General features: G+C 59.7%; 25 protein-coding genes. 10 read left to right on the plus strand and 15 right to left on the minus strand.

What is annotated here, in order from left to right:
* Window positions 1–72: 72 nt before the first annotated feature.
* Window positions 73–669 (plus strand): inorganic diphosphatase, encoded by a 597-nt coding sequence (locus EI293_RS01020; protein ID WP_125434857.1) that lies wholly within the window; start codon window positions 73–75, stop codon window positions 667–669.
* 63 nt (window positions 670–732) lie between these two features.
* Here EI293_RS01020 and EI293_RS01025 read toward each other — a convergent pair whose 3' ends face one another.
* Window positions 733–1,443: a DNA repair ATPase gene (locus EI293_RS01025; protein ID WP_125434859.1), complete on the minus strand. Its 711-nt coding sequence runs from the start codon at window positions 1,441–1,443 to the stop codon at window positions 733–735.
* Window positions 1,444–1,715: 272 nt separating this feature from the next.
* On the opposite strand from EI293_RS01025, the gene EI293_RS01030 reads away from it, so the two are divergent.
* The 4 genes from EI293_RS01030 (at window position 1,716) to EI293_RS01045 (ending at window position 5,017) form a co-directional block, all read left to right on the plus strand.
* Entirely contained in the window at window positions 1,716–2,123 is a 408-nt protein-coding gene (locus tag EI293_RS01030) for a 6-pyruvoyl trahydropterin synthase family protein (RefSeq protein ID WP_125434861.1), read from the plus strand.
* The gene (gene folE / locus EI293_RS01035) at window positions 2,116–2,802 is read left to right on the plus strand and encodes a GTP cyclohydrolase I FolE (protein WP_125434863.1); all 687 of its coding nucleotides are present in this window, start codon (window positions 2,116–2,118) and stop codon (window positions 2,800–2,802) included. The genes EI293_RS01030 and folE overlap by 8 nt, the downstream gene beginning before the upstream one ends.
* An 81-nt stretch (window positions 2,803–2,883) precedes the next feature.
* Window positions 2,884–3,798 carry a TIGR01777 family oxidoreductase gene (locus tag EI293_RS01040; protein WP_125434865.1) on the plus strand — a complete coding sequence of 305 codons (915 nt, stop codon included), beginning with the start codon at window positions 2,884–2,886 and terminating at the stop codon, window positions 3,796–3,798.
* Window positions 3,799–3,841: 43 nt separating this feature from the next.
* On the plus strand, window positions 3,842–5,017 hold the full coding sequence (locus EI293_RS01045) for a hypothetical protein (RefSeq protein WP_125434867.1): 1,176 nt from the start codon (window positions 3,842–3,844) through the stop codon (window positions 5,015–5,017).
* A gap of 91 nt (window positions 5,018–5,108) precedes the next feature.
* On the opposite strand, the gene EI293_RS01050 is transcribed toward EI293_RS01045, so the two are convergent.
* From EI293_RS01050 to EI293_RS01080, 7 genes are all read right to left on the minus strand, one after another.
* Window positions 5,109–7,493 carry a transglycosylase domain-containing protein gene (locus EI293_RS01050; RefSeq protein WP_125434869.1) on the minus strand — a complete coding sequence of 795 codons (2,385 nt, stop codon included), beginning with the start codon at window positions 7,491–7,493 and terminating at the stop codon, window positions 5,109–5,111.
* Window positions 7,494–7,769: 276 nt separating this feature from the next.
* Window positions 7,770–8,150, minus strand: coding sequence for a hypothetical protein (locus tag EI293_RS01055; RefSeq protein ID WP_125434871.1), 381 nt, complete (start codon window positions 8,148–8,150; stop codon window positions 7,770–7,772).
* The gene (locus EI293_RS01060) at window positions 8,138–8,530 is read right to left on the minus strand and encodes a hypothetical protein (RefSeq protein WP_125434873.1); all 393 of its coding nucleotides are present in this window, start codon (window positions 8,528–8,530) and stop codon (window positions 8,138–8,140) included. The genes EI293_RS01055 and EI293_RS01060 overlap by 13 nt, the downstream gene beginning before the upstream one ends.
* Before the next feature lie 5 nt (window positions 8,531–8,535).
* Window positions 8,536–8,775 (minus strand): hypothetical protein, encoded by a 240-nt coding sequence (locus tag EI293_RS01065; protein WP_125434875.1) that lies wholly within the window; start codon window positions 8,773–8,775, stop codon window positions 8,536–8,538.
* A gap of 47 nt (window positions 8,776–8,822) precedes the next feature.
* Window positions 8,823–10,439: a DUF4153 domain-containing protein gene (locus tag EI293_RS01070; RefSeq protein ID WP_125434877.1), complete on the minus strand. Its 1,617-nt coding sequence runs from the start codon at window positions 10,437–10,439 to the stop codon at window positions 8,823–8,825.
* Window positions 10,440–10,498: 59 nt separating this feature from the next.
* Complete coding sequence (locus EI293_RS01075) at window positions 10,499–10,792, minus strand: winged helix-turn-helix domain-containing protein (protein WP_125434879.1); 294 nt, start codon at window positions 10,790–10,792, stop codon at window positions 10,499–10,501.
* A gap of 77 nt (window positions 10,793–10,869) precedes the next feature.
* Window positions 10,870–11,541 carry a hypothetical protein gene (locus EI293_RS01080; RefSeq protein ID WP_125434881.1) on the minus strand — a complete coding sequence of 224 codons (672 nt, stop codon included), beginning with the start codon at window positions 11,539–11,541 and terminating at the stop codon, window positions 10,870–10,872.
* 350 nt (window positions 11,542–11,891) lie between these two features.
* On the opposite strand from EI293_RS01080, the gene EI293_RS01085 reads away from it, so the two are divergent.
* The 4 genes from EI293_RS01085 to EI293_RS01100 all read left to right on the plus strand — a co-directional run bounded on the left by EI293_RS01085 (window position 11,892) and on the right by EI293_RS01100 (window position 14,809).
* The gene (locus tag EI293_RS01085) at window positions 11,892–12,314 is read left to right on the plus strand and encodes a hypothetical protein (RefSeq protein ID WP_125434883.1); all 423 of its coding nucleotides are present in this window, start codon (window positions 11,892–11,894) and stop codon (window positions 12,312–12,314) included.
* A gap of 57 nt (window positions 12,315–12,371) precedes the next feature.
* On the plus strand, window positions 12,372–13,166 hold the full coding sequence (locus EI293_RS01090; RefSeq protein WP_125434885.1) for a class I SAM-dependent methyltransferase: 795 nt from the start codon (window positions 12,372–12,374) through the stop codon (window positions 13,164–13,166).
* Between the two features lie 67 nt (window positions 13,167–13,233).
* Window positions 13,234–14,106: a UbiA family prenyltransferase gene (locus tag EI293_RS01095; protein WP_125434887.1), complete on the plus strand. Its 873-nt coding sequence runs from the start codon at window positions 13,234–13,236 to the stop codon at window positions 14,104–14,106.
* A gap of 73 nt (window positions 14,107–14,179) precedes the next feature.
* Complete coding sequence (locus tag EI293_RS01100; protein ID WP_125434889.1) at window positions 14,180–14,809, plus strand: hypothetical protein; 630 nt, start codon at window positions 14,180–14,182, stop codon at window positions 14,807–14,809.
* Window positions 14,810–14,903: 94 nt separating this feature from the next.
* Here EI293_RS01100 and EI293_RS01105 read toward each other — a convergent pair whose 3' ends face one another.
* From EI293_RS01105 to rho, 3 genes are all read right to left on the minus strand, one after another.
* Window positions 14,904–15,560: a DsbA family protein gene (locus EI293_RS01105; protein ID WP_125434891.1), complete on the minus strand. Its 657-nt coding sequence runs from the start codon at window positions 15,558–15,560 to the stop codon at window positions 14,904–14,906.
* Window positions 15,561–15,688: 128 nt separating this feature from the next.
* Window positions 15,689–17,008 (minus strand): T9SS type A sorting domain-containing protein, encoded by a 1,320-nt coding sequence (locus tag EI293_RS01110; protein WP_125434893.1) that lies wholly within the window; start codon window positions 17,006–17,008, stop codon window positions 15,689–15,691.
* Window positions 17,009–17,610: 602 nt separating this feature from the next.
* Window positions 17,611–19,842, minus strand: a complete 2,232-nt coding sequence (gene rho / locus EI293_RS01115; protein WP_125434895.1) for a transcription termination factor Rho — start codon at window positions 19,840–19,842, stop codon at window positions 17,611–17,613.
* A 522-nt stretch (window positions 19,843–20,364) separates the two neighbouring features.
* Between rho and serS the strand changes: the two genes are divergently transcribed.
* The gene (gene serS / locus EI293_RS01120; protein ID WP_125434897.1) at window positions 20,365–21,639 is read left to right on the plus strand and encodes a serine--tRNA ligase; all 1,275 of its coding nucleotides are present in this window, start codon (window positions 20,365–20,367) and stop codon (window positions 21,637–21,639) included.
* A 72-nt stretch (window positions 21,640–21,711) separates the two neighbouring features.
* Here serS and EI293_RS01125 read toward each other — a convergent pair whose 3' ends face one another.
* The 4 genes from EI293_RS01125 to EI293_RS01140 are packed head-to-tail and all read right to left on the minus strand — an operon-like array spanning window position 21,712 to window position 26,243.
* Window positions 21,712–22,923, minus strand: a complete 1,212-nt coding sequence (locus EI293_RS01125; RefSeq protein ID WP_125434899.1) for a sensor histidine kinase — start codon at window positions 22,921–22,923, stop codon at window positions 21,712–21,714.
* A gap of 10 nt (window positions 22,924–22,933) precedes the next feature.
* Window positions 22,934–23,377 (minus strand): response regulator, encoded by a 444-nt coding sequence (locus EI293_RS01130; protein ID WP_125434901.1) that lies wholly within the window; start codon window positions 23,375–23,377, stop codon window positions 22,934–22,936.
* On the minus strand, window positions 23,374–25,692 hold the full coding sequence (locus EI293_RS01135) for an ATP-binding protein (RefSeq protein WP_170170193.1): 2,319 nt from the start codon (window positions 25,690–25,692) through the stop codon (window positions 23,374–23,376). The genes EI293_RS01130 and EI293_RS01135 overlap by 4 nt, the downstream gene beginning before the upstream one ends.
* Window positions 25,674–26,243 carry a biliverdin-producing heme oxygenase gene (locus tag EI293_RS01140; protein WP_125434905.1) on the minus strand — a complete coding sequence of 190 codons (570 nt, stop codon included), beginning with the start codon at window positions 26,241–26,243 and terminating at the stop codon, window positions 25,674–25,676. Before EI293_RS01140 ends, EI293_RS01135 begins: the two co-directional genes overlap by 19 nt.
* Window positions 26,244–26,285 lie beyond the last annotated feature (42 nt).

Here is a 26,285-nt window from a genome sequence, read left to right on the forward strand (position 1 = left end):
CCGGTTGGCATTTCAGATGCTGACCGGGCTTCTTACCTTTCCGGCAGTTTCCCGTTCCTCATTCCCACGCCTATGCACCCGCCTATTTTGTTTCGGCTGAGTTTACTTGGCACGTCCGTTTTGCTGGGCTGCCAGACCAAATACGCCGATTTACCCACGTTTTCAACGGAGCGGAAGCTGCTACAAGTGGTAGTGGAAATGCCCGCCGGCACAAGCCACGTGCAGCATTACAACGCGGCAACCAACGAACTGGAGCGCAGCCAGCAGGCCGGATCCGATGAACTGATCGAATTTTTACCGACACCCGGCAACCTGGGTTTCGTACCGGGCACCCGGTCGCCAGGTCGTGAGCCGGTCCCGGAGGGGCCGCTGCCGGCCCTGGTACTGGCGGAAAGTCAGCCAACGGGTACGGTGCTGGAAGTGCTGCCGGTGGCGTTGCTCACGCTGGATGTAAACGGCACGCTCCAGAACGTGCTGCTTAGCGTACCCGCCCGCCCGGCCCTGCGCATTCTGCCCGATGCCACCGACTGGGCCACGCTCAACCGCCGCTACCCGGGCGTACGGGCTTCCCTGAGTTTGTGGTTCCAGCACCGTACCGCTCAAACGCGCATTGTGGGCTGGAAGGATGAGAAGGCCGCTGAAAAGGAAGTGCGCAACTGGATGCAATAAACAGCAAAAAGCCCCGCCGACTGTAGTCAGCGGGGCTTTTTGTAAAGCAGCAGGCAGGCCTAACTACTCAATTTTGTTCATGCGCTCCTTCACGGCTTCCAGCGCCACGCGCATGTTCACAATGTCGGCGCGGGCAGCTTCCTGCTCTTTCAGGTTCAAGTCAACCTGGTTGTTGAACTGCTGCAGTTCAGCGGCGTTCTGCGCCAGCTGCTGCTGAATTTCAACTTTACGTACCTTATTCTTTTCGATGTCCTTCTTAATGGCATCGGCCTTGGCAATTACGGCCATGTGGTTGTCCTGCGACTTCACCAGCGCGTTTTCGGCGGAGGAAACCTGCAGGGCCAAGTCTTCGCGGTAGAGCTTGCGGGCGAAATCCTTCAGGTAGCCTTCGGCGGCCTTCCACTGCACGGGGGTAGCATCCTTGCTCAGATAAGCGTTGCCCAGGTCTATCGACCACCATACGGTAGTACCGGTTGGCACGGCATCCACTTTGCTGATTACGCGAACCGGCGTTTTGGCAACGGCTTCAATTACAACGCCGTCCATGGTGTAGACACCCTTGTCGGCCTTTACTTTGCTGCCGAACTGCTCGTCCAGCTGCTTTTTCCAGGAATCTTCTACGCGCTTGCTGTCAAGCTGCATAGAAACGCGCTGCCCCTTGCGTGGAATGCCTTTGATGGCCATATCCGTTTCGTCAACGGGCGACTTTTGCGCGAAGCTAGTCACCGTCGTTGCCAATACCAGCAGCAGAGAGAAGAGTACGCCTCGTTTCATACGGGAATGAAATAGAGTGAGAAGAAATGAAATGCAGGTGATAAACGCCGGCTTACTGTATCCGGCTCATCAAATTTAACCAGACTCCTATCATGTTGCTATGCCCAAGATTGTTTTTTTTGAAGAAAGCTGTGTTTTGTCAGAAAATTACCATCCAACATTACTTAGGTACCATAAAAACATTGTCATATATCTATACTCGCTCAATGTAGTTAGTTGATAATCTTTGCATATCCCGAACAAAAGCAACTTTCCCGGGTTCAATGCCGACTATGACTGTTACCATCTGCCGTAAAGAGCATTTCAACGCTGCCCACCGCCTCCATAATTCAGCCTGGAGCGACGCGCAGAACCAGGCCACATTTGGCAAGTGCAACAACCCTCATTATCACGGACATAACTACGAGCTCATCGTGCGTCTGACCGGAAGCATTGACCCGGAAACGGGCTACGTGTATGATATGAAGCGGCTGAGCGACCTGATCAAGCGCGAGATTCTGGATACCTTTGACCACCGGAATCTAAATCTGGACACGGCGGAGTTTCGCCACCTAAACCCCACGGCCGAAAATATTGCCGTGGTTATCTGGAACCGCCTGCGCCCTCACTTGGAGGAACGCCTGGCCTTGTCGGTCACGCTGTACGAGACTGAACGCAATTTTGTAGAATACCATGGATAACTCCGTGCCTGCGGCCTCCGCCGCGAACGGTGCCACCGCCCGTCCTGCCATTGATACCCACCTCCCGGCTGACCTGCGCACGCCCCTTCGCCCCGATGCCTTTGCCCTCAGCGACGACGAGAAGATTGCGGCTATTGCGGCTCACTTCCGTGAAATCATGCTGGTGCTGGGCCTCGACCTCAATGATGATAGCCTGAGCGGCACACCTAAGCGGGTGGCTAAAATGTACGTGCAGGAGTGGTTTAAAGGACTGGACCCGAAACACCGACCCGACGTACGCTTGTTCGAGAACCGCTACCAGTACCACAACATGCTGGTAGAGCGGGATATTACGCTTTTCTCATGCTGTGAGCACCATTTTGTACCCATCATTGGGAAGGCGCATGTAGCGTATCTGCCGGGGGAGCATGTGGTGGGTCTGAGCAAGCTGAACCGCGTGGTACAGTATTTTGCCCGCCGCCCCCAGGTGCAGGAGCGCCTCAACCGCCAGATTGCCGAGGAACTCAAGAACGCGCTAAATACGGAAGACGTAGCCGTACTGATTGAAGCTGACCACCTTTGCGTAATGAGCCGGGGCGTCAATGACACGAACAGCAGCACCATCACGGCCGAGTACGGCGGCGCTTTTGGCCGCGACGAAGCTTTGCGGCGCGAGTTCCTGCGGTTGATTGGAAAATAAACCGGCAAGCTGCTAGCTTTCCGGTCCGGTTTCTTCGTATTCCGCCCGGTTACTCGTTTCCAGACCACAGTTCTCCTTAGAATGTCCCGTAAAGTTCTGATTACCGGCGGTACCGGCATGATTGGCACCCGCCTCGCTGAAATGCTGATTGATGCCGGTTACGAAGTGGCGTTGCTCAGCCGTACGCCCGGCAGCGGCCGTTACCGCAGTTTCCGCTGGGACCCGCTGGCCGGCACCATTGATGAAGCGGCCGTTCCGTACGCCGATTACATCATCAACTTGGCCGGTAGCAGCGTATCGGACGGCAAATGGACACAGGAGCGCAAGCGCGAAATTCTTTCGAGCCGCCTGGCCGGGACGCAGCTGGTGGCGAAACAGCTGGCCAAGGATAACCATCACGTTCGGGCGTTTCTGTCGGCCTCGGCCATTGGCATCTACGGCGACCGGGACGACCAGCTAGTAAACGAGGAAACCCTGCCGGCCGCCGATGATTTTCTGGCTGAGGTATGTCGGCAATGGGAGGCTGCCGCGCAAAGCGTAGCCACCCACGATAACATCCGAACGGCTATCATCCGCATCGGTATTGTGCTAAGCCCTGAGGGTGGCGCGCTGGTGCCCCTGGCCCGCACCGTGAAGCTGATGGCGGGCGCGCCGCTGGGCTCGGGTAAGCAGTTTATGTCCTGGATTCACCTTGACGATTTGTGCCGCTTATTCATTCAGGCTCTGGAGGATGCGCAATGGAAGGGCACCTACAATGCCGTGGCACCTAATCCCGTCACTAACCAAGAGTTCACCGAAACGCTGGCCGACGTGCTGCACCGTCCGTTGGTGCTGCCTAAGGTACCCGAGTTTGGCCTGAAGCTGATGATGGGCGAGATGAGCGAGATTGTACTGGCTTCGCAGCGCGTGAGTGCCGAGAAAGTCCTACGCACCGGCTTCACCTTCGAGCATCCACAGCTACGCGGGGCGCTGAAGTCGTTCTACGGCGAGGAATAGCGCGACCCGCATGCGGATACTGGGGCAACTCCTCTGCGGCAGCTTGTTGCTGTTGGTACTCTATCTGAACGTCAAGCTGTTTTACGCGCCGCAACCGGCTCCGGAGGGCGCGTACCCGCTCAACCAGGAAGTGGTGAGCCAGCTACAGTTTCTGCGGGGGAAGATGCACCACGGCGCGGGCGCAGAAATGCAGAAGCTGTACCCGGAGGGCTTCGTGTACCTGAACACCCTGTACGCGCTTTCCTGGATTGAGCTGCTGCCCCATACGGCTCCCGGCTCGGGACTACAGCAGCAAGCCCGCACAGAAGCTCAATGGGCCTTGCGCGAACTACAGGCCCCGGCCGCGCAGCTCACCTTCGACGAAGACTTACGGCTGCCTCTCGGCGCATTTTACCAAGGTTGGACGGCATACTGCGCGGGGCGCTACCTGGCGGCCCTGCCCCCGTCCCAGCGCGACTCAGCCGAGCTGAGCCGATTCCGACGGCAGTGCGCGCTTATTGCCGAAGCGCTGCACAGCAGCAGTTCCCCTTACCTGGAATCCTACGCCGGGGCTGCCTGGTCAGCCGACGGCGTGATGGGCGCGGCGGCCCTGGCTTGGCACGACCGGCTCCAACCGCCTCGATACGGTTCCTTGCTCAAAGAGTGGACGCGCAAGGTCCGGCAGCGGCTGGATGCGCAGGGCCTGATTCCACACAGCGTGCAAGCCGCTACCGGACTGGTACAGGAACCGGCCAGGGGCTCGTCACAAAGTCAGCTGCTCAACTTTCTGGTTGAAATTGACTCCGCGTTTGCTCATCAGCAGTTCCGGCAGTACCGCCGCTTATTCCTGACGCGGCGGCTGGGGCTGCCCGGCGTGCAGGAATCGGCTATTGGCGCTCCAACCACTGAGGATATTGACTCGGGACCCGTTATCTGGGGCGTGGGCGGTGCGGCTTCGCTGGTCGGGCGGCGCACCATGCAACGTTTCCAGGACACCACCGTGGCGGTGGGACTGCGCAACAGCATCGAGGCGTTTGGGCTCCCGTGGCACGGCACGGCCGGCAAGTTTTACCTGGGCGGCCAGCTGCCCATTGCCGATGCCTTTATTGCCTGGAGCAACTCACTGGAACCACACAAGCCGCTTCACGCCGCGTTCGGCTGGCGCACTACCTTTCAACTGCTATCGGCCACAGTAATGGTCCTGCTACTCGTCCCGCTGTGGCTTACCAGGCGGCGGTAGATTCGTTGTTTGTCAGTGGCTTTCCGGGCATGACTGACCAGGTATCAAAACCTAAAACGAACAACGAAAAACCCAATACCGAAAAACGAACTTACTGGCCGCCTAGGCTGTCGGGTAGGGGCACGGTGCCATTGTTGAGGTTTTCCAGCAGGTTATCGACCACAATGGTATCTACTACTTCCTCACGGCGGCGGCGGGGTTCGGCCGTTACGCAGGTGTATTTCTTGTTGATTTTGACAGTAGGCTGCGGAAACGGCCCCATCCGGATGTCCAACTCGGGGTCCTGGTAGAGCTTTTCCATGTACGTCCCGAAGATGGGCAGCGCCATGCGGCCGCCTTCGCCCTGCTGGGAGTTTAGGAAGTGGATGCTCCGGTCTTCACCACCTACCCACACGCCGGTTACCAGATCCTTGGTGATGCCCATGTACCAGCCATCGGAATAGTTGCTGGTGGTGCCGGTTTTGCCGCCAATCTGGTTGTTCTTTTTCCACAGCTCGTAGTCCCACAGCGCCTGCGAGGTGCCGCCGGGTTCCTCCATCCCGCCGCGCAGCATATAGGTCATCAGCCAGGCCGTTTCGGCCGGAATGACGCGCTTCTGCTGGGGGTCAAACTGGGCCAACACGTTGCCGTTGGCGTCTTCAATGCGGGTTATCAGCATGGGCTCGGTGCGGAAGCCCTGGTTGACGAAGGTGCTGTAGGCATTCACCATCTCAAACACGCTTACATCACCACCCGAGCCCAGCCCGATGCTGGGCACCGGTAGCAACTTGCTCCGGATGCCCACTTTGTTGGCGTATTTGGCCACGTTCTCCCAGCCTACTTTCTCGGTTAGCTGGGCCGTGACGGAGTTGACGGAACGAGCCATGGCATAGCGCAGCGTCATGTTCATGCCGGTGTACTCGCGCGTCACGTTGTCGGGCTGCCACTCCATGGGCTTGCCGTCTTCCACGTACTTGATAGTGACGCGCTCATCCCGGATTCGGTCGCAGGGCGAGTAGCCGTTATCGAGGGCCGTGAGGTACACGAAGGGCTTGAAGGTGGAGCCGGCCTGGCGCTTGCCCTGCTTCACGTGGTCGTACTGGAAGAAGCGATAGTTGAGGCCGCCTACCCACGCCTTAATCTGGCCGGTGAAGGGGTCCATCGTCATCATGCCGGCGTGCAGGAAGTGCTTGTAGTACGCCAGTGAGTCAAGCGGGGACAACATAAGGGTGGTGTCGCCGTCGCCTTTCCAGGTGAACACCTTGGTGGGGTGCTTGCGGTGCAGGGCCGAGTCGAGCAGGTCGGGGCGGCCTTTGTACTGGGCGGCCAGGGCCTTGTACTGCTCGGTGCGCTTCATCTGGGTTTCGATGAAGTTGGGAATCTCCTTACCATCTTCGTCTACCCAGGGGTTGGAGTCGCGGTTGCGCCAGAAGTTATCGAAGGAGCGTTGCAGCGTCTTCATCTTCTTCTGCACAGCTTCCTCGGCGTACTCCTGCATCCTGGAGTCGATGGTGGTGTACACCCGCAGCCCGTCGCGGTACAGGTCGTAGCCGTTCTGCTTGCACCACGCGTTAGCGGCCTGGCTGATAGCGCCCCGGAAGTAGGTTTCGGGGCCATCGACGTGCTTTTCCACCTGGTAGCGGAGCACGATGGGCGTGGCCTGCTCGGTCTGCACCTGGGCGGCCGGCAGTACGCCGGCCTGGCCCATGCGCGTGAGCACCAGGTCGCGGCGGGTTTTGGCCCGCTCCGGGTGAAATTTCGGGTTGAAAGCGGTGGGGTTGTTGAGCATGCCCACCAGCATGGCGGCCTGCTCCACCGTCAGGCTATCGGGTGAGGTGCTATAGAAGGTTTTGGCGGCCACTTTCACCCCGTAGGCCTGTGAGCCATACTCCACGGTGTTGAAGTAGAGGGCCAGGATTTCGTCCTTGGTGTAGCGGCGCTCCAGCTCCACGGCCGTGAGCCACTCCTTGGTTTTGCTGATGAGCGTGCCCACCAGCGGGACGTGGCCCAGCAGGCCGGTATTTTCCTGGCGGCGGGTTTTGTAGAGGTTTTTGGCCAGCTGCTGGGTGATGGTGGAGCCCCCGCCCCCGCTGCCGCCGGTTACGGCTCCGGCCACGGCCCGGGCAATGGCAATGGGGTCAATGCCGGCGTGGTCCTGGTAGCGCACGTCCTCGGTGGCCACGAGGGCCTTTATCAGCCAGGGCGACATTTTGCTGAGCGGCACCGGGGAGCGGTTTTCGCGGAAGTAGCGGCCCAGCAGCACGCCGTCGGCAGTGAATACTTTGGAGGGTTGCTCCACGCGCGGATTTTCCAGTTCCTCCAGGCTCGGCGACTTCCCAAACAGGAACAGGAAGTTCATACTCACCAGAATCGGGTAGAGCAGAAACGTGCCAACGCCCACGGTAAACAGCGCCCACAAGGCCCGCGAAACACGATTGGGCCACCGGCGGGCGGGCACGGCGGAAGCAGGAATATTCGGCGACTTGGGAGCGGGCATGCAGAGCGCAGTGAGGCGAAGTAAACCAGCCGGGCCGGTTTCGGAGCCGCAAATATACCAGTTGCGGGCGGGCCGAAAGCTACGGCTCAGCCTGAGCTTGCTTTAGTGGCCGGCGGACGGTGGTTCGACGGGCCGTGGATTGTACTCAGCCAGGAACGGACTGCCGCTTTTTTCGGCCCGGATATAGCAGTAATCCGGCCGCGCCGTCAGTAGCCGCGCCGCCGGATTACCGGGGATAGTACACTTCATGTAGTCACTAAAAATTTCCTCGGCTTTTCACCGAAACACCTTCATCAGACATAGCATAAAGCCGATAAGCGCCGGAATAGAAACCAGCACGGCAGCGGCGTAGCCCAGCCAGGCCAACAGCTGCCACAGCAACTGCCATCCGCCGCCCACAACCTGCGAAACCTGCCGGGCCGTAGCCGCCAGTTGCCACGGCAACAGCAGGCCGCAGCCAAGTAGCAGCCCCCAGAACCAGCCTTCAGCCTGCGGGTAATGCGGCCAGATTTCCCGCACGAATCCCAGATTCAGCAGCCCAACCCAGAACAGCCCCACCACCAACCAGCCCCTACGAGGCACGGCCGGCAACACCGTATGACAGCCAAAGCGCCAGAGGCGGGCGGCCGCCTCATCCAGCCAGCTTACCGGGGCCATAGCGGCTGCAACGTAAGCCAGCCCATAGCCAGCAGCCCCACCCCAACCAGACTGAGCAGGTGAAACCCCACGCACAGCCAGAAGACCAGTCCGGGCAGAAACCGGCCCGTATCCAGCAGGCTCCCCGGCGACGAGGGCAGCGCCAGCGGCAGTGTGGCCCGGTACAACACCGCCGCGTTGGCCGCCGTGAGCACCAGCGCCAGCAGCCACGGCTGCTGCCAGAGCTGCACCAGGGCCGCTAGGTGCCGGGCTTCCAGCGTGCCCAGCCGGTACCAGTTCGGAATCTGCCACCACGTCCAGAGCAGTGCGCCGACGGCCAGCAGCACGGCCAGGCTGCGGCCGGCGGAGTGAGAAGCCGGCGCAGAAAGATGCTTCGTCATGCTCATCACCGTACCGCCACAGCCGGCGCATTTTGTCCCCACAGCAACATTACGTGTAGCAGCACCCACAGCACCGAGCCCAGCAACACGGCAGCACCGGGCAATACCACCAACAACAGCCGCTGGCTGCGGGCCATGAAGGTGGCGGCCCGCTCGCGCCAGGTAAGCAACGCGGCCAGCATAGCCACGCTCCCGGCGCACCACAGCACGCCCAGCAACGACAATCCTATTTGCAGAATATTCATGGGTAAAAACAGTGAAACGACGTTTTCAGATTGAGTGGGCACCTCCGTTACCGAGCCCGGATGGCCTCGTAGGCCGTTGCTTCAGCCTGAGTCCAGCTTTGCCAGTGGTGGTAGCGCGGGTACGCCTGCTGCCACTGGGCCAGGCGGGCCTGCACGGCGGCGCGGGCCTCAGCGGGCGTGGCAGTGGTTTCGGTGTAGGCACCGGGCGGACTAATGATAATGCGCGTCATGCCGTCGAGCACGCTCTGGCGGGCGGCCAGTTCGGGGAGCACCCGTTCGGGCATGGCCAGCAGAAAGCCCAGGTTCAACGTCTGGAAGCGGGAGCTGAGGTTGTAGCGGGCAATCCAGATTTCCCAGTTGCCGAGGGCCAGCAGCAGGAGTAGCGCGTACACCGCCAACCCGTTGAGGCGCACCAGCGAGTAAGCCGAGCGGCGCTGCCAGATTTTGAGCAGTACCGTCAGCAGGCCAAACAAAGTCAGCAGCAGAAACCCGTACACTCCGATGCGCTTGTAAGCCAGCTCGGTATGCAGGATATAATAGTAGTTGCGCAGCCCCACCGATACCGCCAGCACCGCGTTTTGCAGCACCCAGACCGTAGCGCCCCAGCGCAGTGCCGGCAGCCCCTGCTGGTAAAAGTTGAGGTTGCGACGGAAAAACCACAGCACAATGCCCATGGCCACCAGAATACTCAGAATGAGCACGTAGGTACCCTCGTGCACGAACTGGGTGAGGTCGAAGCCCGGCTCGGGCCGGAACCCGAACCAGATCCAGCGGATATCAATAACGTTCACCAGCAGCAGCAGCAGGTTCACCAGCCCGAATACGGCCAGGGCCGCCAGGTACTCTTTGCGCAGGTCGAGGGTGCGGCGGTTCTGAAGGCGGAAATCGGGCCGGCGTACCCCGAAGGACGCCACCCGGTCGCGCTGCCGCAGCACAAACTCCCCAAAGCGCGACTCGTGGTCGAGGAAGAAGTGAAACGGCACGACTACCAGTGCCCCGGCCGTGAGGGCCAGACCCAGCAGGAAAAACAGCAGGTGCGGCACCGAAATGGCAGGCAGCAACGCCGCCAGCCACGCGCCCAGGTTGGTCAGCACCGCGTCCGTCAGACGGGCATACACCGGGTTAGCCAGCACGAACAAGATGTGAAACACCACCAGAATCAGCAACGGCACTGCCAGCAGCCGGCCGTAGAAGCGGGTGCGGGCCCAATTGCCCTTGCCCGCCGGCAGCCGCAGATACGGCAGTAGTCCAGGCAGCACCCGCGCCGCGCCCGCCACGGCCGTCAGCAGGGCATAGGCCACCAGTTTCAGGTGGGGCTGGTTCACATAGCCCAGCAGCATCGTGAGGGAAGCTACGCAGGCTAGCGCCGCCGCCCCCGAGCCGTACCACACCACCGTGCCCGCGCTCAGCAGCGTGCCGGCCAGCAGCAAGCGGAAGTAGCCGGAGCGCCACGCCGCTGCGTGCCGGGGCAGGCCCGCCAGGGTGGCTCCTACCACAAACAGCGTGTACAAAGCCAGATTCAGCCCGATTTCCTGATTCCAGAACAACACATCAAACAGCACCGCCCCGACCGGAATCAGCAGCTTTTGCAGGGCCGTGAGCGGCAGCGGGACCCGGCGCACTACCGGGCCGGGGCTGGCAAAGGAGGCAGAAATAGTAGTCATGTTTTTTTATTTAAAAAGAACTTTGCATTTCAAAGTAAATAGGCAAAAAAAAGACGCACTTATCCGCGCAACAACTTTTCCAATACCGTCAGGTGCTCCTGAAAGGCCGTTTTTCCCTCTTTCGAAGCGGCGTACGTTGTGTTGGGCTTCTTCCCGATGAACTGCTTGGTCACGGCCACGTACCCGGCCTTTTCCAGCGCGGCAACGTGGCTGGCCAGGTTCCCGTCGGTCAGGTCCAGGGCTTCCTTCAGCTCGTTAAAGCTCACCGATTCATTTGCCATGAGTACGGCCATCACGCCCAACCGTACGCGGTTGTCGAAAGCTTTATTGAGCGTGTGAATAAGATGTTTCAAAGGGGAAGACAGGAGGTAAAATCAGAATGGACAGCCGGCAGGAGGAAGAAGCAAACAGGCTTTCCCACCCAGCTTTTTCACTTTTGGCTTCCGGTTCCTCTTTCGTAGCGGTTGTACATGAGCAGGCCGTAGCCGATGTGGCCCAGGCCGAAGCCGAGTGCAAAGAACGCCAGCCCGAAGCCGGGGAACAACACGGCCACCAAACCCAGGCCTATCTGGGTGAGGCCCAGCCACCGAATTTCATCGAGCGTGTACTTGCTGCCGTTGAGCAGGGCCAGCCCGTAGAACAACAGCATCCCCGGCACCACCAGCCCTACGGCTCCCTGCACAAACAGGGCAAGGCAGAACAGACCGCCAGCCACCAGCGGAATAGCCAGGCTAATGGCCAGCCGCCGCCCCAGCGCACTCCACACCGGCTGCCCGGCCCGCCGCGCCCGGCGCACCGTGAAGAAGGTAGCTACGGCCAGCGCCGCACCCACAATACCGGCCGCCAGCACCAGCAGAAACGGCAGCACCAACAGCCGCTCTTCGGCGGTGCTTTGGAGCAGGCGCATAAAGCCCCCGTACGAATAGCCCTCCTGCGCATAGCGCTGCTGCAGATACCAGTGTCCGATGCCGGCTCCCACCAATGCCACCACCCCGGCCCCTACCCCGGAAAGGCCACTAAGCGAAATAAAGCGCGACGACCGTTCCATGATGGAGCGAATCTCAGTGAGCTGGGCTAATGGGTCAATGATAGGCTTTGCCATAGTTTAAAGCACTTTGCGTTACAAAGCAAACATAAGTCGGACGCCTTTCCAAATCCCGGGCTCAATTTAATTCTGACCGGCAGCCGGCAGTTCCCACTTCACGGTCCGTTGCGGCAGGCATCCCATTGCTTTCATTCCGGGACAGGCTGCATACCCAAAAAGCCCGCCAGCCTGCTGCCTTGCGACTTTTTTGCGTACTGCACGCGCCCTTATCAGGCCCCATTTTGAAACGAGTGTTTCCCAACAAAAACCTGCTATACATCAAACCAGCAGTATTTCACGACTCGTAAATCAACTCGTCACTATCCAGATGCAATACCCCTTTCTTCTCACTGCTTTAGCCTCACGATATGCTTCATTACTACGCCGCCACCAGCCAATCGACTATTACCCGTACGCTTATCCTGTGGCTGCTCAGCAATGTGGGCGGTACGTTGTGGCTGACCTTCGATTTCGCCTCCGACCGCCTGGAGGATTATTCCATTGCCCTGATGTCGGGGTTAGTAGCGGCGCTGGTTTCGTTGGCAATGGTGCCGTTGGTCGTGCCTTTTTTCACGCTGATGAGCGGCCTGCGGGCCAGCTGGTCGCGCCGGACGCTGGCTCTGGGCGGTGTCACGCTTTTTTTCCTTCTGGCCAATCAGCTGCTGCTCTTATTGCTACCCATTAACTCGCTCCGGGGCCTGCTGCCCATGTCGCTGCCGTACTGGGGAGCGGCGGTGCTGGCCGTGTTGTGGCTGTACGGGCCGGCGCGGCGGGTGGTAGCAGTTAATTAAGCGGCCTTCCCAAACCAAGCGGCAGCCAGCGGCCCTTTACTTGCGTAAGGAGCCGGTATGAAGCTTCGCCTCCAGCTGTTTGAGTTTGAAGATCTGCCGTGGTTTCCGGGTGTGATTCGGGCCGGCATGATGGATTATCTGCGGTTCATGATTTCAACGCTGGGGACGTACCAGCCTGTTGTGCCGCTGCTGCGGACGGCTCTGCAGCAAACCGGCCAGACTCAGCTGCTGGAGTTGTGCGCGGGCGCGGGTGGGGGCACGGCCGGCATCCTGCACCGCCTGCGTACTACCGGCTTGCCCGATGCGCAGGTCTGCCTTACCGATCTGTACCCGCAGCCAGCCGCTTGGCGGCTTTTGCAAAGAACCACGCCGGGACTGTGGTTTGCAGAAGCTCCGGTAGATGCTACGGCCGTGCCGGCTGACCTGCCGGGGTTGCGCACGGTCTTCTCGGCGTTTCACCATTTTCCGCCCGCTGCGGCCGAGGCATTGCTGGCCGATGCAGTGCGACACAAAACCGGCATTGGCGTATTTGAGGGCGCGGGAAAGCACTGGCTGGAACTGCTGCTGGCCTGCACCGTGCTGCCAGTGGTGCAACTGCTCATTACGCCCTTTATCCGGCCTTTCAGCCTCAGTCGGCTGGTTTTCACCTACCTCATTCCCCTGATTCCGATATTCACCATCTGGGATGGGTGCGTGAGTATCCTGCGTATGTACCCGCCGCCGCAGCTGCTGGCCCTGGCCCACCGGGCCGACCCGGAAGGCACTTTTCACTGGCAGGCGGGAGTAGTGCGGCACTGGTGGGGGCCGCAGGTTACGTATCTGATAGGAACTCCGGCAGAAACCGGGGCGTAAGCTTTAGCTTGCGGCACGCACCGGCTTCCGCCGGAGTTATCGTCCTTGTTTCTGCCCTGCTTCCCTCATGCCGCTCACCGCCTACCGTCGGGCCCTGCCCCTGCTGCGCATTCCGTTTTCCGTGTACCTCATGCCGGTGTTCTGGTTTGGGTTGAGCGCGCTGCGGCAGCCATTTAGTCCGTGGCGGGCCGCCGGCGTGTTTGTGGTGCTGCACCTGCTGGCATATCCGGCTTCCAACGGCTACAACAGCTACTACGACCGGGACGAGGGCAGTATTGGCGGGCTGCGCCGGCCGCCGAAAGTATCCCGCGAGCTGCTGCATCTGGTGTGGCTGTTCGATGTGCTGGCCGTGGTGGGCGCGGGCTTCCTGAGCCTGTGGTTTGCGGCGCTGGTAGCCGTGTACCTGCTGGTATCCAAGGCATACAGCTACGAAGGAATTCGCCTGAAAAAGTATCCGCTGCTGAGTACGGCCGTGGTGGTGGTATTTCAGGGGGCTTACACGTTCTTGATGACGCAGGTAGGCGTGGCCGCCAGTCTTACCCAGGTATCCGCGCCCGATAATCTGGTGCTGGCGCTGGTGAGCAGCCTGTTTCTGTGCGGCTCCTATCCGCTTACCCAGGTGTATCAGCACGAGGAAGATGCGCGGCGCGGCGACCGGACGCTGAGCCTGCGGCTGGGCATTCGGGGTACGTTTGTGTTTGCGGGACTGGCCCTGGCGGCTGGGGCGGCTCTGCTGGCCGCCACCTATTTATATCGGCAGGAGGAGCGGCATCTGTTGCTGTTTCTGGTGGCTACCGGGCCGGTTGTGTTCCTGTTTGGGCAATGGGCCCGAGCCGTGTGGCAGCAGGAGGCCGCCGCCGACTTTGACCACACGATGCGCATGAACCAGGTTTCTTCCCTGTGTATGAGCGTGGCATTTGCGCTGATGCTGCTCTGGTAGCCAAGCCAACGGCCGGGCCGTTGCCTGCGTATCAGGAAATTATTACGTTCTCCCACGTATTCCCATTTACTGCATGCGTCTGTCCCTGCTACTTCCCCTGCTGCCGTTAGCGGTGGCCTGTTCCTCCCCCGAGCAAACGGCTACCGCCACTTCTTCCGCGCCCCTCCCCGACTCGGCAACCACCCAACTGGAGCCGATGGATACAACCCGCCCGGCCACGGTGGACGCGCAGGCCGATACGCTACTCACCGCCCGCAGCCGCCATCTGTTTTCCTCCGCCGCTTCGCCCGACGTATTTTCACTGGTGTTGCGTGGCTCTTCCGTCCTGACTGGTGAAGCAACCCTGACCGTTACCAACGCTTCGGGAGAGGTAATCTTCCGCGAAGTCCTGTCTTCTTCTGATCTGGAGGCGGCTATGGTGTATGAGATGAAAGGCCCAACAGCTACCCAGGCGGAGCGCGAAGCCTACGTGCGCCAACGTACCAAGGACTTCTTCGCCGAAAAGAATTTCCACCGCCCGGCAGTACCTAAAACGGCTACTTACCCGGCGGCGGCCGAAGCTCCGGCCGGCCTCGATCAGGCCGCTTGGCAAGACCTGCAGCGCCGCCCCGAGGCCGTCAGCTTTCATTATCTGGTGGGCAAGGAAGACCGCCGCGCCATTGCCTGGTCGCCATTGCGCAAACAGGTGGTACATCTGCCATAGCCGACGTCTGGCGTTGATTATTTCCTATGTGCGCTACCGAAAAAGCCGAAGCAGCTTGTGCTTCGGCTTTTTTGTGGCGGCTACCTTTCGGTATTTACGCATTATCAGGTTGGTTCAGGGCCTCTTCCAGACGGGCGGCAAAGGTTTCGTAGGGCTGATAGCCCCGAGCCAGTACGTAGCCCTGCGAGCCAATCCGTAGAATACTAGTCGGGAACCCCTGCACGCCAATTTTTCCCACGGCGGCAAATTCCAGAATAGTCCCCCGAATAACTTCCCGGCTTGCTAAACGCGCCCGGAAGTCGGCCGTGTCGAGGCCGTAGGGAGCTACCAGCGCATCGTACGTGGCGGGGTCGTTGAGGTCGGCTCCGTGCTGAAAGTAGGCCTGCTGCACCTCGTGGGCGAATTGGGCAGCCTCGTCCTGGCGCAGCTGGCGGAAAGCGTGAATGGCCCTACTCGGCGGCTCCGAATCCTGCCGGCGGCTGCCCTCCTGCCCCACCTCCTGAAAAGCGGCCCCAAACTCTACGCTGGCAACACGGGCCACCTGCGCCAGTGCGCCGGTCAGGCCGTGCCAGTTCTCCCCGATGGGTCCCACCTGCTCGCCGGTTATCATGCCACCGCACAGCACCGATACAGCTACCCGCCCGGCAAACTCCCGCTGCACCCGCTGAATCACGGGGCTCATGCCGTAGCACCAGCCACACAAGGGGTCAGAGAGGTAAAGCAGTTCAGGCAGGTCAGGTTGTTGTTCCATGAGGGCAAAAGTACCGGGAACAATCTTTTACTCCAATCCATCATCGGTTTATCCAGATGGCCGTGCCAGCAACAAAATGCCCCGGCTTGTAGACCGGGGCACAGTATACTTCAGCAAATTAACTTTAGTTACTCCACTACCAGCCGGGCCGTACGCATTCCGGTTCGCACCAGATACAGGCCGGGCTTCACGCCTGACAACTGCAGGAGGCTGTTTCCGGCAGGCTGCATACGTAGCACCCGGCCAGTCATGTCCAGCAACTGTATGGGTCGGTTTGCGGCTCCCTGCACCTGCACATACTGCTGGGCCGGATTAGGCAGCAGCACCAGCGCCATAGCTGAGGTTTCCGGCCCCGTCACCACTACTACCGATGAGTAAGTACCGGTGCCATCCGTATCTACCTGCCGCAGCCGGTAGTATGTTAGCTGCACCAGAGGTTGTTCATCCAGAAACACATATTCTGCTCCTTGAAAGCCGTTTTCCATACCTTTTACTTTCGCCAGAGGCTGAAAATTTTCGGCATTAGCACCCCGCTCCACCACAAAGTAAGCGTTCTGCATTTCCATAGCCGTACTCCACTTCACCAGTACGCCCTGGCTCTGGCGCACGGCACTAAAGCTGACCAGCGTAACCGGCAACGGCGTAGCGGAGCAGAACGTGGTAGTTGCCCCTACTGTGCCATTCTGCGTGTCGAACCCGCTGGTGGGGTTGCCGGCGTCGCAGAAGTCGAGCCGGCCGGATACCCCAAAGGTACCAGTGTTGGTTGAGGCTCCCGCTACCGTAACACTTCCCCGTCCGGGCGCGGCCGGGCCGGCAAACGTGCCGTTATTAGTGAAAGCTCCAGCCACGATGATCCGGTTAGTATTCGTGACGGTACCGCTGTAGTTAAAGAAATCAGCGGAAGTACGCAGCACACCCGTGTTGGTAGTCGTGCCCTGGTCGTTGTAGAAAGTAGTGGCCTGCACGGTGCCCGCATTAGTGAGCGTGGCAGTGCTATTAATACTCAGGGCATTGGTCGTGAGCGTGGCACCACTGCTATTGGTAATGGTAGCTGTGCTCTGCACGTCTACCCGGCTGGCCCCGAACGTCATTGAGCCCTGATTAACTAACTGCGTGGAGGTACCATTAAAGCCCAGCGTGGGGAAGGTAGCAGTGTTGGTATTGGTGAAGCGGTTGGTGCCGGGCGATAAGCCCAGGCCTACATTCCACGTCCCGTTATTAGTAATATCGAGCGAACTGCCTGCACCCGTATTGATAGTCGTGCTCCATGTACTCCCACTGGCGTTGGTCAGAGTAAGCGGGGCCGCTACGCCGTTGAACCGGCTTGCAGAGGCCCATGTACCGCTGTTAGCAACCGTAGTGGCAGCCGTAACCCCATCAATGTTGCCACCCCACGAGCCCGTATTATTGATAGTACCACCCCGAAACGTTCCTAGGGTGGCATTCATCGTCCCATTGTTATTGATGGTAAGAGAGGTAGCCGCTGCATTGAGCGTTATCGTCGCTGTGGCGTCAATACCGGAAGCTGAATTAATGTTTAGGGTACATCCGGAATGGTTTATTATGATAGTTCTACTGAAGCCGACGGTAGCCACGCAGATTGTCTGGTTAGGCCCCGCGGTAGTGTAGGTTCGGTTACCATTGTTGCTGATTGTTTCTGTGCACTGGGCCTGTACGTGCGAACTGGTACCCATTAGACAGACAAACAGCCAAGTACAAAGCAGCGGAAATCCAGATTTCTTCACAGACAATGATTGAAACCAGAGTGGCAGCGTGGTTGAGGTGTGCATAAGCATGACCAGGCTTAGATGAGTGCAAATTTTTTTGCGTAAAGTAATAAATAAAACAATCTTATTCCTACTATGAATCACATATATTCAAAATGGGAATTTCTTATCAGTCATATAGCTACTCACTTACTATATTCCATACTGTGTGGTAGAGCTTACTCTTATTAGAACAGCTTTTTCACAACCCTGCTGATTTAACGACAAGAGGCCCGATTTGCAGCTGCAAATCGGGCCTCTTGTCGTTAAATCAGCAGGGTTGCTTAGCCGTTCATGGCCAGCAGGAACTCGTTATTGTCGCGGGTGCCTTTCATGCGGTCCTTGAGGAACTCCATGGCCTCGGCCGCCGTCATGTCCGACATAAACTTGCGCAGTACCCAGATGCGGTTCAGTTCGTCCTTGCTCATGAGCAGGTCTTCGCGGCGGGTACCGGATGCGGGTACATCGATGGCCGGGAAGATGCGCTTGTTGGCCAGCTTACGGTCCAGCTGCAGTTCCATGTTGCCGGTGCCTTTGAATTCCTCGAAGATAACCTCGTCCATTTTGGAGCCGGTTTCGATGAGGGCCGTAGCCACGATGGTCAGGGAGCCGCCATTTTCCACGTTGCGGGCCGCCCCGAAGAAGCGCTTGGGCTTGTGCAACGCATTGGCATCCACACCACCCGAGAGAATTTTACCCGAAGCCGGCTGCACCGTGTTGTAAGCGCGGGCCAAGCGGGTAATCGAGTCGAGCAGAATCACTACGTCGTGGCCGCACTCCACGAGGCGCTTGGCTTTTTCCATGGCAATGGTGGCAATTTTGACGTGGCGGTCAGCCGTTTCATCGAAGGTTGAGCTGAGCACCTCGGCTTTCACCGAGCGGGCCATGTCCGTTACCTCTTCCGGGCGTTCATCAATGAGCAGAATCATCAGATAAACCTCCGGATGGTTTTCGGAAATAGCATTGGCAATTTCCTGGAGCAGCACGGTTTTACCCGTTTTAGGCTGCGCCACAATCAGGCCGCGCTGGCCTTTGCCGATGGGCGCAAACAGATCCATGATCCGGGTACTGTACTGGGCCGATTTGGTGGTGAGCTTCAGGCGTTCCTCGGCAAACAGGGGCGTGAGGTTGCTGAACGGAATCCGGTCCCGGGCATCTTCCACCGAGCGACCATTTATGCCTTCCACGCTTACCAGCGCAAAGTATTTTTCTCCATCGCGCGGGGGCCGGATGGTGCATTTCACCGTGTCACCGGCTTTCAGGCCGAATTGCTTCACCTGCTGCGGAGCCACGTAAATATCGTCGGGGGAAGCGAGGTAGTTGTAGAAAGGGCTGCGCAGGAAGCCATAGCCGCCGTCAGGCATCATTTCCAGGGTTCCGTCCCCGGGAATGGTAATATCGAAGTCCTGTCGTGCCGGCCGCTGCTCCGCCCGCTCGGCACGGGCCGGCTGCTCGCCGGTACCGTTTTGGCGCTCAGTGAGGCGTTGCTCCTGGCGCTGCTGGCGTTGCAGTTCCCGGGCCGCATACCGTTCCTCGCGGCGCTGCTCACGCTGGTCGCGGGCGTCGGGGCGGCCGCCCTCGCGCAGGTTGCGGGGTTGTTCGGGGCGGCTGCCGTCGCGCGGGGTACCCTCCTGGCGGGCATCGGTGCGGGGCTGATCATTGCGCAGGTCCCGAGGCTGCTCGGCGCGGCTGTTGCTGTCGGGCCGGATTTCGGTGCGGGCAGCGTCCGTACGCGCTTCCCGGGGAATGTACTCCCGACCGTCGCGGAAAATACGTGGCTGCTCGAGGCGGCCCTCACGCAGTGGCGCAGGCGCAGTGGGGTCGATGGGCCGGGGGTCACGCATCGGAGCTACGGGAGCTTCCACGGCCGTTTCAGTAACCGGGGCAGCTTCCTCGGCTGCTGCTGCGGCTTCAGTACCCGCTACAATAGGCCGACCGGCCCGGTCGGTGCGCGTACGGCGCTCCGGCCGCTGGTACAGCTTCACAGGACGCTCGATGCTGGCCGAATCCTCAGTCGGAGTCTCCTCAGCGGAAGCCGTACCGGTTGATTCAGCCACGGCAGGTTCGGTAGCAACTGGGGTTGATTCCGTGTCTACGGCCGGAGCTTCCGGGGCAACAGGACCTGCAAGGGCTACGGGGGCAGTTTCGGTTTCACCGGCGGTTACTTCGGCAGAGGCCGGGGCCGCCACTTTGCCGCGAGCCGGACGGGCTGCCGCCGGGCGGGCCGCACGCGTACCGGTGGTTTTGGCGGCGGGAGCCGCTTTGGCCACAGGCGTTTTAACCGCCGGAACTTCCACCGGTTCCGGATCGGGCGCGGCGGGCGTGGCAGGCACGGCAACTTCGCCGGATTTCACTTTTTGGGGAAGCTTATCAGTGGGCGTAATGGCCTGCTGGTCGAGAATCTTATAGATAAGATCCTGTTTGCTGAGTTTTTTGAAATTACCCACCTTCAGGGTTTCAGCAACTTCTTTTAGTTCGGACAGCAAACGGTCCTTTAACTCGTCAATAGTGTACATAGGTAGCGGTGAAGCAAAAAAGGGGCGGGGCGGCGAAAAGCCTAAAATGGGGCAGCACAGGCCAGTCTGGGCACAAAAGACAGCCGCAACGCGGCGCCCAACGCAGAAAGAAGCGAGAAGTAAAAACCGTGGGTGGAGCCAACTGGCGCGAAAAGCGGAGTGCAGGCCAGGCGCGGTAAAAATGCCATCGGGCCCGCCAACCAGGGTCAGCTTGTATGTGCAATGTTAGCGGAATGCGGGGGAACTGCCAAATCGGATGATGGATTTTGCAGTTTGGGTAGCGTACGCAGGTTTTGCCCCAAAGGATACAGCCGTTTAACCACTTAAACAGTGGCTTGGATTGCCAACGACGCAAGCCAGCGGAACAGTTCCCGGCCGCCCGGAGTGCCAGAAACAGGGCCGCATTCCGGCCTGTTCCGTAACCTGCCAAGAACTTCACTGGCCAGAGTGGCCAATGGAATTCTGCTTCATCGGCCGCAAACTTCTACTTTTGTTTAATTCCAATCCGCGTTTTCTGCCGTTATGCTGCAAGTTTCCGTCCTGAAAGAACATACCGCCGCCGTGCTGGCTGGCCTGGCCAAACGAAACTATAAAACTGCCGAAGCCGACGTGCAGGCCATTCTGGCGCTGGATCAGCGGCGGAAGGATCTGCAAACCGCCCACGACCAGGCGCAGGCCGAGGCGAATGAGCTGGCCCGCCAGATCGGGGGACTGATGAAGGCCGGCAATAAGGCCGAGGCCGAGACGCTAAAAGTCCGTACTGCTGAGCTCAAGCAGCAGAACAAGGCCCACGCCGAAGAACTGACCGAAGTAGAAAAGGAGCTGCAGCAAACGCTCTACAAGTTGCCCAACGTGCCCCACAGCAGCGTGCCGGCGGGCCGCTCGGCCGACGACAACGAGGTAGTGCGGGAAGTAGGCACCAAGCCTGAGCTACCCGCCGACGCCAAACCCCACTGGGACCTGATTGAGCAGTACGACATCATCGACTTCGCGCTGGGCAACAAGATTACGGGAGCCGGTTTCCCAGTCTACAAGGGCCAGGGTGCGCGGTTGCAACGGGCGCTCATCAACTTTTTCCTGGATGAGGCCCGGGCCGCCGGATACACGGAAATTCAGCCCCCGATTCTGGTCAACGAAGCCAGCGGCTACGGTACCGGCCAGCTCCCCGACAAGGAAGGCCAGATGTACCATTCCACGGCCGACGACCTGTACCTGATTCCAACGGCCGAGGTGCCCATCACCAACCTCTACCGCGACGAGATTATTGCGCCCGAGCAACTGCCCATCCGGAATGCTGGCTACACGCCCTGCTTCCGCCGCGAGGCCGGCAGCTGGGGTGCCCACGTCCGGGGCCTCAACCGCCTGCACCAGTTCGATAAAGTTGAGATTGTACAAATTACCCAGCCTGAGCAGAGCTACTTGGCTCTGGAAGGGATGGTAGCGCACATTGAGAGCCTACTGCAGAAGCTGGAGTTGCCGTACCGGGTGCTGCGCCTCTGCGGCGGGGATATGGGCTTTACGTCGGCTCTTACCTTCGACCTGGAAGTATGGAGCGCGGCCCAGCAACGCTGGCTGGAGGTAAGCTCGGCGTCTAACTTTGAAACCTACCAGGCCAACCGCCTGAAGCTGCGCTACCGCACCGAAAACAACAAAACACAACTGCTGCACACGCTCAACGGGTCGGCGCTGGCGCTGCCCCGCATTGTGGCGGCCCTGCTGGAAAACAACCAGACGCCCGAGGGTATCCGCCTGCCGGCAGTGCTGCACTCCTACTGCGGCTTCAGCCAGATCGGTTAAAGCTGCTCATCACCAAAAAAGCCTGCTTCCGTTCTGTAAGCAGGCTTTTTTGGTGTAAATCCTAGCTGAAAATCAGCTGCGCAAGTACACCCGAAAAGTTGTACCGACGCCTTCCTGACTTTCCACTTCCACCCGGCCACCAGCCGTCTGGGCCAGCCGGTTCACCAGAAACAGCCCCACGCCGGTGCCGTCCTCCACGCCGGGGTGAAAGCGCCGAAAGAGCTGGAACAAATCGGCACCGTGGCGGGCCATATCGAGCCCCAGGCCGTTGTCCTGCACTTCCAGAACGGGTTGGTCGTTGTGCCAGCCCGTGCGCACTATTACCTCAGGGCGGCGCGCAGGGTGCCGGTATTTAAGTGCGTTGGACAGCAGATTCAGCAGAATTGTGCGCAGGTTGGACCGGATGTACACAACCTCCGGCATCTGCTTGAAGTCAGTGGTAATGCGGGCAGCAGTGGCCTCCACCTGAGGGCGGAGCGAATGACAGACCTCTTTGGCTACTTCGCTCACCTGCACCGGCTCGGTTGCCTGGTCGCCGGTCTGGCGCTGCTCCTGCACGACCATAGCTAGGTCGGTAATGGTGGTTACCAGAGCCCGCAGGGAGGAATCGACCAGACTCAGAACGTGCGCTTCCTCGGGGTCGTGGAAAGTGGCGGAGCGGCGGAGCTCCTCAAACAGGCCCTGTAGATTGTGCACGGGCTGCCGCAGATCATGCGAGGCGGCGTACACGAAGTTGTCCAGATCGGCATTCGTGCGGCCCAGCTCCTGGTTGATGGCCGCCAACTCCTGGTTACGGGACTGGAGCTGCTGGCGGGTTTCGGTGAGTTCCGACAAGGACTCGCGCAGCTGCTGGTTCATCACCTGCAGTTCCTGGTGGTAGCGCGTCTGGTACTGCTGCCACTCGTTTTTCTCGATGGCGTGCGTTACGGTTCGCGCCAGCAGCTCCCGGTCGAACTGCCCTTTCACGAGGTAGTCGGAAGCCCCGCTGTTGAGGGCACGCACAGCCAGGGTTTCGTTGCCGCTGCCGGTTATCATTATTACGCACAGGTCCGCTGGGCGCGCCAGTTGCTTTAGCTGCTCCAGTACCAGCAACCCGTCCATATCCTGCAGATTGTGGTCGAGCAACATACAGTCCGGCCGGATCTGGTCGAAGAGGCGCACGGCTTCCGCACCGGAGGTAGCTTCATAAAACTCCAAGCTCTCGTGCCCCAGCTGCTTTCCCAGAAAGCGGCGGTACAGTACCCGGTCGGTTACGTTGTCATCAGCCAGCAGTATTTTTTTCACGGACGGCGGCTTAGTTGCTGGGCAGTTCTACCGCGCTCAGCCAGTACTGCACAATCAGGCGCACTTTTTCTTCCATAGCCGCATAGTCAATGGGCTTGGTGAGGTAGCTGTTGGCTCCCAGCCGATAGCACTCCTCAATGTCCTTGCTGTTGGAAGACGTACTGAAAATGATAATCGGGATGGTGTTGAGGGCGTCATCGTGTTTCACCACGTCCAACACCGCCCGGCCATCGGTACCAGGCATATTCAGGTCGAGCAGGATGATGGCGGGCAGCAAGGCCGGCCACTTGACGTTGCGGCCGTAGCCCTGCAAATATTCCAGCGCCTGGTCGCCGTCGGTGCAGCGCAGTACCGGGTTTTGCAACGCGTGCTTGCGGAATGCCCGGCCCAGAGCCGTAAAGTCCTCGGTGCTGTCTTCGACTACTAAAATGGGTTTCAGGGAGGCAGAACTCATGCGGTGTATTTCGGAAGCGAAAAGAAGAAAGTAGCCCCCTGCGCTGGCTGAGACTCCACCCAGAGCTGGCCGCCACTCTTCTCTATCATCTTTTTCACAATGGCTAAGCCTGCCCCAGTGCCACCACCATATTTATCCTGGCTGTGCAGACGCTTAAAGATTTTGAAAATACTCTCGTGGTGCCGGGAGTCAATACCGATGCCGTTGTCACGCACAAAGAGTACATGGAATGCTGCCGGGTTCATGCTCCCACGCGGGCCGGTAGTGCCTGCGGGAGCAACACCTATTTCTACGGTTTTCACGGCACTATCGTTGTAACGCATGGCATTGGTCAGCAGATTATTGAACACCTCGCGCAACCGCACCGGGTCGGCTGGTACGGTGGGCAGAGGCTGCGCTACCGTAACCAGAGTGCCGGTTTGCTCCAGGCGAGGCTGCAGTATTTCCATGACTTCGGCCAGTATCCGGTTCAAATCTACCTGCTGCACATCCGGCTCCAAGCGGCCCACGCGGGAGAGCTGCAGCAGTGACTCAATCAGGGACTCCATGCGCTGGCTCAGGCGCACCAGGGTCTGCAGCTTATCCACGCCATCGGCATCCAGCTTATCGGCGTAGTCTTCCAGCAGGAAAACGGAGTAGTTGTGGATACCGCGCAGGGGCTCCTTCAGGTCGTGGGAAGCCACGTAGGCAAAGGAATCCAGCTCATCGTTGCTGCGTTCCAGCTCGGCATTGAGGCGGCTGAGCTGCAGGGCCCGGGCCTGAATTTCGTTGAACAGCTTGAGGCGGATATCGGCAATGCGCAGCCGGATTTCCTGAGCGGCTTCGATTTCGATGGGCTTCCAGGCCTCGGCCATATTCTCCACCGATTCGCTCCAGGCCGCAAACGAGTGCCGGGGCGACAGATGGAGTTGACCGTCTTTCATCACTTCGGCCTTTTGCTGCTGGCCGGCCCAGGTAACGGTCTGCAACACTTCCGGCCGCAGCCAGACGATAAAGTCGCCGGCCGCCCTATCGAGCCGGATGGCCAGGATGCCGCTGGCCGTGGCGCGGATGGCTACGCCGGCCGGGTTGTGCCGCGCGTAGGAACTGGTATGAAACAGTTCCCCGGTGGCGTGTGTGCTCAGCCACGCCAGCAGCTCCCGTATCTGGGTGGTATCAGGGGTGCTGCCGTAGGTAGCCAGTTGGCCATCGAAGCTCACCAGCACGCCGCCGCAGTCAAACACGTCTTTCACTACCGGCAAATGGTCGTAGAGGGCCTGGCGGAAATCCGGTAATTCGGCCATCAGTCCAAAGAGCCGGGCCTGATGTTCGCGCAGACGCAGTTGATAAGCAAAATCATCGGCCTGCTCCTTGCTTTTGAGCAGAGCGGAGAAGGTTTTTCCAATGAATTGACACAGGTCGCGCAGCTCGTAGCTTACCAGGCGCGGTGCGTAATGATGACACACCAGCAGCCCCCACAGCTGCCCATCCCGAATCAGGGAAATCGTCATGGTGGCACCCACGCCCATATTCTTCAGGTACTCTACATGGATGGGCGACACGCTCCGCAGCACGGAGTAGGTCATATCGGGGGGGCGCTGGCTGGCCGGGTTGCGCACCGGTACCAGCGGCACGGGCACGTATTCCACGTCAGGAATAAAGCGGAGCCAGTTTTTGAGGTACATGGCCCGGGCCTGCTTCGGAATATCGGTGGCCGGGTAGTGAAGCCCCAGGAACGGCTCCAGGTCGGAGCGGCGGGCTTCGGCCACTACCTCGCCGCTTTCATCCTCGGCAAACCGGTAGGCCATTACCCGGTCGAAGCCGGTGATTTCGCGCACCTGCTGCACGGCATACTCGCAGAACTCTACTACGGAAGCAGCAGCCAGCATCTGGCCCAGCGCATCATTGAGGGAAGGCAGGTTGAGGGGGCCGTCCGTCGTTTCAGCTACCGGTTCAAATTCCAGCCACAGCAGGGCATCGAAGCGGTGCATAATCAGCTTGTAGAACGGCTGCGCGGGTATCTTATCGAGCCGAACACCTACTAGGCGGTGCCCTTCCGTCAGCATGGTGAGCTGGATTTCTATATCAGCCAGGCGGGCCTGATCGAACAGGCAGTCCAGCCCCTGCCCGATCAGGCTTTCGGCCGTAATGCCCAGCAAATCCTGCGTGTTGGCACTGGCCTGCACCACACGGCGCGTTTGCTCGTGCAGGCACAGCAGAAAGCCGTAGGGCTGAATCAGGCCGGGAATGTGAATAGGTTCCCGGTCGCAGTTGGTCAGGTTGATTTCTGCGCCTAACAGGGTTTCGTCGGTGTAAATTACGCCTGTTCTATCCATGCGTGTAAACGTTGAAACGTGAGAACGGCCGAGGCCACAATGTCGTCGGTGGTAGCGGGCGTAGCGGCCTCGGCCAGCAACCCCACAAAAGATTTCCAGAGCGGACCGGTTTGCTCGGTATGGCCGCTGAAATACGCCCGGGCCGAAATACCGGCCTTCGCCAGCTGCCGGGCAATTACTTGGCCGCCCAGCGTGGAGCCTTCCAGCACGTACATAGCACCCAGCAGCTGGGCACGGGTGTGTAAAGGCGGCAGGTTGGGTGCCAGCGGCAGCGTAGCGGCGGCGGGCAGATCCTGCAGCAGCAGCGGAGCCCGGTAGCGGCGCGGTAGCTCCCATTCCGGGCCAAACTCCTCGGCGTGGGCACGTAACTGGGCTTCAAACGGTACCACAAACCCGTAAAGCTTCGCCAGAAAGCGGGCCGTGGCGGCTTCGGTTGGCGTGCCGGCTTTCAGCTGCCGATTAAACTCGGTGTCCTCCAGCGCATCATGATACGGACGGGTTTCCTGGCGCAGGCGGGTCAGAACATCGGCAGAGCCGGCAGATAAGGTCATAAGCAAGTACTAACCACCAAAAAATCAGGCAGGCGGTCATCT

The organism is Hymenobacter perfusus, assembly GCF_003944765.1.
Taxonomy (GTDB): Bacteria; Bacteroidota; Bacteroidia; order Cytophagales; family Hymenobacteraceae; genus Hymenobacter; species Hymenobacter perfusus.